Raw genomic sequence first — 9,888 nt, 5'->3', positions numbered from 1 at the left:
AAAATACTATTTAGGCTGTTGTTGTTTCGTTATCATTGGGTAGGGCGGGTTTTGTTGTTTAGTTATCGGTGAATACATAATTGAGTTCCTAAACCCGCCCCTACAATTGCCTTGTTTATTAACCGTAGAGCTTTATGCACGACTCTATCAATTTTCCATCGTCCCTTGATTCAACTTCAGTTGAACTACCCATCATTATTCGTCTAGAAAATATTTCTAAGGTTTATGGTACGGGTAATACAGAAGTCAAAGCCCTCAGCCAAGTGAATCTAACCATAGAGAAAGGTGAATACTGCTCGATTATGGGGGCGTCAGGTTCGGGAAAATCAACTGCCATGAATATTATCGGCTGTCTTGACCAACCCACGTCTGGACGCTATTACCTCGATGGTGTGGATGTTTCTCATCTGGATGATGCTCAATTAGCTGGGATTCGCAATGTCAAGATTGGCTTTGTGTTTCAGCAGTTTCACTTGTTACCCCAACTTACCGCTTTGGAAAATGTGATGTTGCCCATGGTGTATGCTGGAATTTCCCCCCAAGAACGCCGCGATCGCGCCATGAGTGTTTTAAAGCGGGTGGGCTTGGAAAACCGCCAGTTGAATAAGCCCAATCAACTGTCTGGTGGACAACAGCAACGGGTAGCCATTGCCCGCGCGATCGTCAATCAACCCGTATTACTTTTGGCAGATGAACCAACCGGGGCGCTGGATTCTCGTACAACGACTGAAGTGATTGGGTTATTTAGCCAACTCAATGAGGAGGGAATTACGGTGGTGATGGTGACTCACGAACCGGATGTCGCTCGTTTGACGAAGCGTATTGTTTGGTTTCGGGATGGTGAAGTCATTCATTCGTATTTGACGCCAGAGGAAATGGTACAAGTGGCAACAGGGTAGTTGTTCATGGTTCCTTGGTAATCGTAATACCCGACAAGATTTGGAACCAAAGAACCAAAAAGCTAGCGCTACTCAAAACTCGGTCAGGGCGGGTTTAGTCGCATCTAGGTGAAACCGAAATGATAGTAGTGAAACCCGCCCCTACTTTCCTCAAAACTCAGAACTTAAGTTCCAACTGATATCGGTTTTGTTTTACTGTTTCGCAAAAAACTCATAAAGTTTTGTACGAAAGATTTACTGAGCGTTTTAGTTTCCGATTCTTCCGTCAATTGCGCGGGTAAGGGTTCAACGGATTGAGTGGGTAGATTTCCCACGAATAACGGCACTTCTTCGGCTAAACCGACTGTAATCAGGGCAAACGCAATTTGCTGCACTTTTTCTATCGGGAGTCGTAGTTCCCTGGCAATCATTTTCAGCGAAACCGTCCCTTTAGTATACTCCCAAATCTGCCATTCGACCGGATCTAATCGGTAACGAAGTTGACCTGTCTTTGTACTGATTAAACCGCTATTGGGATCAGGTAATTTATCAGCTAAGGTATCCCAGTTTGGCAGCACCCGCAATCCCATTAACGTGGCTTCAGTGGCGGGTATGCTCAACCCCGTCATTTCTCGCCCAGGTAGGGGTACATTCTGCTCCAATTTAAATTGAGCATCTTTGAGTTGAAACAGGGCACCGATTTGCTGTAAAACCTGAACTTGGAATAACTGTTTAAGATGTTCGGTTTGTAAAACACCGTGATTTTTGAGACACAATCCCAGCGGTTTTCCAGTCGGACAGCACCATTGGACTAACTTGGCTACCACGCGATCGCTCACCCACTGGTATTGCTCAATTAGGGCGATTAAACCTTGACCATCCAAGCGATTAGCTGTCGCGACAATACGACCTTGGTGAACCCATACATAATAGGGAATTGATGGTCTGGTTAATGCGGTGCGTAATGTGAGTAACCCGGTTTTTTTCCCTTGTTCAATCAAATGAAATAGTTCGGGAAGGGATAAGTCAGATAAGTAACCTGTAATAGCCATAGTTTTAAAAGGACAGTTTTAAGAACATCAGCGCCGACTTCAATCAGGCAGGACGTGTTCAAGCTTTAAAGGAAGTTAGCTGAATTTTATATTTTCTTAATAATATTATAGCTTAACAATTATTCATATTAGCCGATAGTCTTACTTTTTTCAGGATAATCCTGCCACTTCAGCCCAAGTAGCGAGGACGCCGAAGCCTGCATGAAGCACAAACATCTGGCTAGCTTACTTCTAGATATGAACAAAATGCTCACACGCTCCATAATGATTTGCAAAAATGGGATTTGCCTTCTGTTGCTTCTGGCGTTGGCAATAATTAAATATAGTGATGTAAATTTAATTTATTATGAATTATATTTATTGGAAATAATTAAAAATGCCCAAACTATTATGTTTTAACAACAGAATTTAAATAATGTTCAATTAAGACAATTAGAGTATCAATAACTGAATCTTTTTCATTAGCATTTAAGCTGACAAAAGGCGGACGAGTTTTTTCATCCACAAAACCTAGAGCGATCGCGACATTTTCTTCAGACCAAGCGCCTTCACAATCCCTGTGGGTCAAGCCAATTAGCATGGGAATGTCTACCCTCTGTTTCATAAACGCGAGCAGCTTACGGGCTGAACGAAAATCGCTAGGTCGGTGAGCATCTACCAAAAGAATATAAGCATGGGCTTTGCGAATCAAGATATCCCACATAAAATCGAAGCGAGCTTGTCCTGGTGTACCATAGAGATGCAATGCCATTTCTGGGGCAAATTGCAAGCGTCCAAAGTCCATCGCTACGGTTGTTTTTTTCTTAATGTCAGTAGTTTGATCGGTTGAGAGTCGATCCGTATCAACTACAGCAATCTCGCTAACTGAGCGAATGAAGGTGGACTTGCCAGCACCCACTGTACCCGTAACAACTAGACGCATAATTTCCACCGTTACTTGCTGCTCCTCAAGAAACCCAGCAAGTTTTGCATAAAGGAAGGACTAACCTCAGAGCTATTATCCTCCTTAGTGCCATGATTGGTTCCAGCAGCTACAGGTTCTAAAACATCTTCTGCCATGGCTTTAGCACGAGACGTCGCCGTCATCATTGGGACTTCTTGGACTAAACCCACGCTAATCAGTCGAAATGCCGTTTGTTGAATTATTTCTATGGGTTGTTTGAGCTGAGTTGCCATTGTATTCAGAGAAATCGAGCCATTTGATCGCTGCCAAACTTGCCCTTCCAGCGAATCCAAGCGCAGATGACGCTTACCAATCACTACTCTCGACAGGGCGGAGGTTGGTTCTGGCAGTTTGTTTGCTAATAATACCCAGTCTCTTAACACTCGTAAACCCATTAACGTGGCTTCGGTGGCGCTGAGGCTTAAGCCAGTCATTTCCGTCGTGGGCAAAGTCGCTTTAGTATCAAATTTAAATCGAGCCTCTCTCAGCCGAAACAAACCACAGACTTGCCGTAGAACTTGAGCGTGGAACAACAGTCTGAGTTGTTCCGGCTGGAGAAACGATTGAGTCTTTAAGTATAAACCAATCGGAATATTCGCTGGGCAACGGTTCACCTGCTCTCGCAACACTTCCGGGCTAATCCAGCCTCGTTGTACAATCATGGCGAGCAAGCACTGGTGATCCAAGCGATTGGTCACAGCGACAATGCGACCTTGATGTAATAGTACATGGCGTACTCGTTTCTCATGATTTTCTGTCAGGAATCGCAAGGTCAGCAATCCGGTTTTGCTACCTTGATCTAGAAATTGAAATAGTTCAGGGAGAGAAAACTCCGACAAACAGCTTGTAATTGCCATTACTTGTTCACTACTTGCTAAAAAATTGTCAAAAAAATAGGCAGACTTTAGAGTTATTGTCTTAGGTTTGAAAGTCAAATTGAAGAATACTCAATCTTTTGTTACGTTTCTTAGATAAATCATAAATATCTTTATGATCTATAGTAATCGTGTTATCCTAACCTTGGCAACATTAGTCAGAGCGCCAAAGCAACAGTCAGGACAAGTTTACACTGCCTGATTCAAGATTGGGTGTCGGTTCTCAGGATTCTTTCAAGTTCAAGACTTATCTGTGAGCAGCGCTTTAGCTTACCTTACCGACTTGATAGAGTTATGGGGATTAAATCTCTATCCTGTATGTGAGCTTAAACTCAAGCCCACACTGCATTCTGGGTAAACTCACTCTTGGGCGAGTGTCAGAGAGTATCCCACCTCGTCACAGTCATGATAGAGGTAGGAGAGCAATTGTGATTCTTGTCGTAGTCATGAATTATTCAGCGACCTGTGATTGAGTGTCATAGGCTCCTGATATTTTCCGGATTGGATCAAGCGCCGCCTTCAACTCTGGAATCACACGCTTAATTTCCAGCAACAGTACACCTTGTTTAGCCGCTTTGCTAGCTAAAACCAGTAACACCGCATATTCGCCGCAATTGGTCAAAATGCCGTAGCCGCGATCGCCTTCGACGTAGATGCGATCAAGAAAGCCTCGGGACAATTCTGAGCCAATCCGCTCTCCCAACGATAGCATCGCGGCTGACATGGCGGAAACTCGTTCTTCATCCATCTCATTGGGCAAGCTTGAAGCTAGGGGTAGCCCGTCTGGAGACACCAAAGCGGCTCCCTGAACCTCACTGGTGCCCGTCACAAAATTTTGCAAAATGCTCTCAATCTTCGCCGTGTTAATGGTCATTGTCATCATCCTCGATAAGTCCGGGTTGGATCTGGTGAGACAGTCAAAGGGTATGAATACCACTAAATCCATCCATTATCCAAGTATCCAACTCTATCTCACAATCGAACTTATCACGGACTTTTCGATCAATCGGATAGGGGCTTGGTTACCATAGGGGCTTGGTTCCCAAGCCCCTACTTCCCCAATCCCTTGAGACTCTATAAACTAGGGGTTTTTCCGGTTTCTTCCTGGCTGGGAATGGGTTGAACGTTACTGTAACCCATCATTCCCGCAACTTGGCGCAGTAGAGAGATTTGCCCCTCGAAATCTAGATTTTCGATTTGGGATAGAATCCGATTTACCTCTGGACTCGCTTTATAGTTGAGGGGCATATCGACAACCGTATCACCCATTCCTTGCGCCCATGCGTACCAGGCTAACAATTGGTTATTTTCACTCAATGCCCCGTATGCCCGTGATACTTGTGTATCTTCACGATTGACGATTTCTCGCATCGCGGCTAGCTGCTGATCATCGGAAAGGTTAAAGAAGTCTCGCAGCAGTTGGGGGGAGATTTCCGCATCAGCCGCTGTGGGTGCTGCTGGTGTGATCGAATCACCCATTTTTTTGTAGATGTAGTAAAGTAACGCTAGTTTGTCATCGGTACTCAAACCCTCAAATGATTGGGCTACTTTTTTCGTCTCCTCAGAGCGGGCTGGGTTTACACCAGTCGGTTGAGTAGAAGCCATATAGTTTCTTTCCTCCTAATACAACAAAATATCTCTACTCCTAGGTTTACCAAAGTTTACAAACAGGAATCGCCCTCCGATCGGTAGAGTTTGCTTAGAATCTGTGGTTAGATCAACACCTTCCTCTATCCAGAGACGATGAAGTTGGTGGGAAGACAAAGACAATGACCACCGAATGCAGGATAATGGGCAAAGCGTTCACATTCTGTTACCTTAGACGTTCCTCCCTATCAAAGCACTTATTTTTTCATCGGTTATGCGGACTCATTATTGCGGCGAATTGCGAAGTAACCATGTTGGTGAAACCGTTACCCTCTGTGGTTGGGTAGATCGGCGACGTGACCACGGGGGGGTGATATTTTTAGATTTGCGCGATCGCACGGGTATTGTGCAGATTGTTAGTGATCCTCAGCGCACGCCGGATTCTTATAAGAATGCAGAAGCCGTGCGGAATGAGTATGTAGTCCAAATTACCGGGCGTGTGAGTCGGCGTCCCGATGATTCACTCAACCCGAACTTATCTACGGGTGAAGTGGAAGTGTATGCGGATCAGATTAACCCGTTGAATACGGTGCGGAAGCAGTTACCCTTTCAGGTGTCTACTGCTGACGTCGAAGCCGTGCGGGAAGACTTGCGGCTCAAATATCGGTATCTGGATATTCGCCGCGATCGCATGCGCCAAAATATAGAATTGCGCCATCAGGTGATTAAGGCGATTCGCCGTTATTTAGAAGATGAGCAACATTTCATTGAGGTGGAAACCCCAATGTTAACCCGTTCCACACCGGAAGGGGCGAGAGACTATTTAGTTCCCTCTCGTGTGAATCCAGGAGAATGGTACGCATTACCACAATCGCCGCAATTATTCAAGCAATTGTTGATGGTTGCCGGCTTAGACCGTTACTATCAGATTGCCCGTTGCTTTCGGGATGAAGATTTAAGGGCAGATCGTCAGCCGGAGTTTACCCAGTTGGACATGGAAATGAGTTTCATGTCCCAGGATGAGATTCTCCAGCTGAATGAAGGCTTGGTCTGTCATATCTTTAAAACAGTAAAAGGGATAGACATTCCCCGCCCTTTTCCCCGTTTTACCTACGCCGAAGTCATGGAACGCTACGGTACGGATAAACCCGATACCCGCTTTGGCTTGGAACTGGTGGATGTATCGGAATTACTCAAAGATTCAGGATTTAAAGTCTTTTCCGGTGCAGTGGCGGCTGGGGGTAAGGTAAAAGTGTTACCAATTCCTGGCGGTAACGAAAAAATCTCCAACGTGCGGATTAAACCCGGTAAGAGTGGTGACTTATTTAACGAAGCTGCCGCCGCAGGTGCTAAGGGTTTGGCTTATATTCGGGTGCGAGACAACTGGGAAATTGACACGATTGGGGCAATTAAAGACAATCTCACTGAGGAACAGAAACAGAAACTGTTAGAGATGACGGGGGCTAAACCTGGTCATTTACTCTTATTTGGTGCGGGTGCTACCGATGTGGTGAATAAAACCTTGGATCGGCTACGCCAGGTATTGGGTCAGGAGTTGGGACTGATTAACCCGACGAAAATTAATTTACTCTGGGTGACAGATTATCCGATGTTTGAATGGAATGCGGATGAAAAGCGCTTAGAGGCAATTCATCACCCCTTTACCGCGCCTCACCCCGATGATATCGATAATCTGAAAACGGCAAGGGCGCAAGCTTATGATCTAGTGTATAACGGCTATGAAGTCGGTGGTGGCAGTTTGCGGATGTACCAACCCGATATTCAGAGACGAGTATTCGAGGCAATTGGATTGTCGCCAGAAGAGGCTCAAAATAAGTTTGGTTTTTTGCTAGAAGCTTTTGATTATGGTGCCCCTCCTCATGGCGGAATTGCTTATGGCTTAGATCGGTTGGTTATGTTGTTAGCTGGGGAAGAGTCAATTCGGGATGTGATTGCGTTTCCTAAGACACAGCAAGCCAGTTGTTTGTTAACGGAAGCACCCGCCCAGGTGGGAGAGAAGCAGTTAAAAGAATTGCACGTTGCTTCTACCTATAAGCCGAAGAAAGCATCTGGGGTAAAGTAGATCGTTCGTCGTGGCAATATTGTAGAGACGTTGCATGCAACGTCTCTACAAGTAAAGTTTGATGTCGGTTACCTCAAGAAATAGGGGTCTTCCGTAGTTACTGTGCTAAATTGTTAGTTTTATTTGCCAGAATAATTACAATAAGTCAAATAAAATGGTTCAAATTATTCTTAATTTATCTGAGGAAATATTGTCGGCACGGCGTAAGTCTCCCCAGGAGTTTGGGGAGGAGATGCGTTTGGCAGCGGCGATATTTTGGTATCAGCAGGGGGAAGTGTCTCAGGAGAAGGCGGCGCAGATTTCTGGATTAAATCGTCGGGATTTTCTGGAAGTTTTGGCTCGGCATAAAATTGATGTTTTTCGGGTAGATTTTGATGATTTGGAGCAGGAGTTAGAGCGTGCCTAGCTTGACGGTAATTAATACTTAACCACTGATTTTTTTGAGTAAGGGTGGGTATCTTGAGTTATTGCGGGTGCTGAGTGCTGAGATTGTTGTACCGATGGCGGTGCGAGATGAAATCTATGCTTATGGGGAGGATGATGTAACGTCAAAGGCTTTAAGGGAAACAGACTGGCTGGTGGTGCGGCAAACTCCAGAAATTCCTACGATTATTCAAAATTGGGATTTGGGGAAAGGGGAATCTGAGGTTTTGACTTGGGGCTATAGGGAAAAGGGGACAGAGATTATTGTGGATGATCTAGCAGGGCGGCGTTGTGCTTTGGCTTTAGGAATTCCAGTGCGGGGTACGTTGGGTTCGGTGTTGGTGGCGAAAAAACGAGGGGTGATTCCTCAAGCTCGTCCTGTTTTGGAAACGTTAAGGCTAACGGGAATGTACTTGTCTGATGCGGTGATGAATAGGGCTTTGGCAAAGGTGGGAGAGTAATTTTATGAATTGGCATCGTACAACTACGGTAACATTTACTAAATTGGGCGCAAGCCTTGCGCCCCTACACGCCCCTACAATTTATGCACGCCAGCCTAATCCATCCAATTAGATGTGCCACGCTACTACATCTTTCTGGCGGGGATGCATCAAAACGGATGACAAAGGACGGAGGACAAAGGACAAATGACTTACAATTCCTCTTTGATCGGAGAAATGGACAAATATTTCTCAATGATCTCTCCTAAGCCTAACCCCAAGCAACCAAAGCCAATGCCCAACATGATAATACTTAACTCGGCACTGTTAAAAAAGGCAGCATCCGGTTTCATCAAGCTCAATATCAACATTGCCACAGCCGATACACCACTAATAATTAATGCCAGCCGAACACTACTCGCGGCAAACGTATAGCGTCCAGTTTCAGCGACGAGGTAAGCGGCAAAGGGAACCCAAACAGTTGCCACATAGACAGCATAAAACAAGACAATGAGACTAATAATTGAACCCCCCTTCAACGCGACAGCTAGTCCCAAACCCGTATTGATAATGACAATTAATAGCCGATTCAGTTGAGAATCGGGAATCAACTCAAAGTCTAAAACCACCTTCGTCTGCACCCGCAAAATACTACTCCCGACGCCTAAAGCGGGTACGATTAATGATAAAATCAACAACTGTCCCCCCAAGCGATTAGCGCCTCCACCCAGCCATAGTAAAATCCAAGGAATGATTGCTTTGCCATCAATATCGGTGGGTAAAATCCCAGCCGTTTGGCTAGCAATTACTACAGCAGACGGTAATAACGCCAGAAACAGGAATAAGATAGCCGCTAAGACACAGCCAATATAGAGGTTGCGTACATCCCTGGCTTGCACGACAAATTGGTGATATTTCATATCAATTAATACCAGCAATACTGTCGATAAGGAGATGCCGAGTAAAGAAGGAGGACTCATCTGCTGTAGTGCGGGGATGAAATCCACTGGGGCGTGTAAATAGAGGGGAACAGCGTGCAGTTTCGCGATCGCGTACAATAATGCCAGGATATTGAATCCCAATAATCCCCGGAATAGCCAACTGGCTTTCTCAATTGGGAGTAGAGAAGAGAGCAGAAATACCAAGGCTAAGCCTAGCATACTGGTCTGCACGGGTACATCTAAGACTTTGAGGATAAATGCGCCCGCAATAATTTGCACGGCAAAAATCCCAATTAGCGACAACCAGGACATAGTTCCCACCAATACTTTGACAGGATGTCCGTAGCGGTTTCCCAATAGCGTCCAGATTGGTTCAACTGACCGCCAATAGAATCTGGCAAATGCTAGGAGGACAAGGGTACCGAGAGCAATAGAAATTGGATAGAGGCTACCCGCCCAACCTAAGGTCAAAGCTTTTTCGGCGGTTCCGAGAACAAATCCCAAACCATAATGTGCCGATACTAGCAAAGCCGCCAGGGAAAAGAATCCGAGTTGTCTGGTTTCAGTGTGATTCACAGATGATAATCAAGTAAAGAAACTGTGAAGGTTATATCTTAAGTTTGCAATTTAATCCCTCTCGACGCAAATTGCAATCTTTTAGCAGTG

Annotated in this window: 10 protein-coding genes; 4 read left to right on the top strand and 6 right to left on the bottom strand. The window is 45.2% G+C overall.

The window, feature by feature from the left end; genetic code table 11:
• Positions 1-134: 134 nt before the first annotated feature.
• Entirely contained in the window at positions 135-899 is a 765-nt protein-coding gene (locus tag ACLFWI_RS19590) for an ABC transporter ATP-binding protein (protein WP_446414303.1), read from the top strand.
• A gap of 164 nt (positions 900-1,063) precedes the next feature.
• Here ACLFWI_RS19590 and ACLFWI_RS19585 read toward each other — a convergent pair whose 3' ends face one another.
• From ACLFWI_RS19585 to ACLFWI_RS19565, 5 genes are all read right to left on the bottom strand, one after another.
• Positions 1,064-1,930 (bottom strand): DUF4388 domain-containing protein, encoded by an 867-nt coding sequence (locus ACLFWI_RS19585; protein WP_446414302.1) that lies wholly within the window; start codon positions 1,928-1,930, stop codon positions 1,064-1,066.
• Between the two features lie 388 nt (positions 1,931-2,318).
• On the bottom strand, positions 2,319-2,852 hold the full coding sequence (locus ACLFWI_RS19580; protein ID WP_446414301.1) for a GTP-binding protein: 534 nt from the start codon (positions 2,850-2,852) through the stop codon (positions 2,319-2,321).
• An 11-nt stretch (positions 2,853-2,863) separates the two neighbouring features.
• The gene (locus tag ACLFWI_RS19575) at positions 2,864-3,730 is read right to left on the bottom strand and encodes a DUF4388 domain-containing protein (protein WP_446414300.1); all 867 of its coding nucleotides are present in this window, start codon (positions 3,728-3,730) and stop codon (positions 2,864-2,866) included.
• A 469-nt stretch (positions 3,731-4,199) separates the two neighbouring features.
• A complete protein-coding gene (locus ACLFWI_RS19570; RefSeq protein WP_446374099.1) occupies positions 4,200-4,622 on the bottom strand; it encodes a roadblock/LC7 domain-containing protein in 423 nt (140 codons plus the stop codon).
• A 200-nt stretch (positions 4,623-4,822) separates the two neighbouring features.
• Positions 4,823-5,353 carry an orange carotenoid protein N-terminal domain-containing protein gene (locus ACLFWI_RS19565; protein ID WP_446414299.1) on the bottom strand — a complete coding sequence of 177 codons (531 nt, stop codon included), beginning with the start codon at positions 5,351-5,353 and terminating at the stop codon, positions 4,823-4,825.
• A 256-nt stretch (positions 5,354-5,609) separates the two neighbouring features.
• On the opposite strand from ACLFWI_RS19565, the gene aspS reads away from it, so the two are divergent.
• The 3 genes from aspS to ACLFWI_RS19550 all read left to right on the top strand — a co-directional run bounded on the left by aspS (position 5,610) and on the right by ACLFWI_RS19550 (position 8,302).
• Complete coding sequence (aspS, locus tag ACLFWI_RS19560) at positions 5,610-7,418, top strand: aspartate--tRNA ligase (RefSeq protein ID WP_446414298.1); 1,809 nt, start codon at positions 5,610-5,612, stop codon at positions 7,416-7,418.
• A gap of 154 nt (positions 7,419-7,572) precedes the next feature.
• On the top strand, positions 7,573-7,824 hold the full coding sequence (locus ACLFWI_RS19555) for a UPF0175 family protein (protein ID WP_446414297.1): 252 nt from the start codon (positions 7,573-7,575) through the stop codon (positions 7,822-7,824).
• Between the two features lie 34 nt (positions 7,825-7,858).
• Positions 7,859-8,302 (top strand): DUF3368 domain-containing protein, encoded by a 444-nt coding sequence (locus ACLFWI_RS19550; protein WP_446414296.1) that lies wholly within the window; start codon positions 7,859-7,861, stop codon positions 8,300-8,302.
• A 191-nt stretch (positions 8,303-8,493) separates the two neighbouring features.
• Here the strand turns inward: ACLFWI_RS19550 and ACLFWI_RS19545 are convergent, their stop codons facing one another.
• Entirely contained in the window at positions 8,494-9,798 is a 1,305-nt protein-coding gene (locus ACLFWI_RS19545; protein ID WP_446414295.1) for a hypothetical protein, read from the bottom strand.
• Between the last annotated feature and the right edge of the window lie 90 nt (positions 9,799-9,888).

The sequence above is a fragment of the Coleofasciculus sp. genome (assembly GCF_046539235.1).
GTDB lineage: Bacteria > Cyanobacteriota > Cyanobacteriia > Cyanobacteriales > Coleofasciculaceae > Coleofasciculus.
This window is presented reverse-complemented; position numbering and strand designations above follow the sequence as displayed.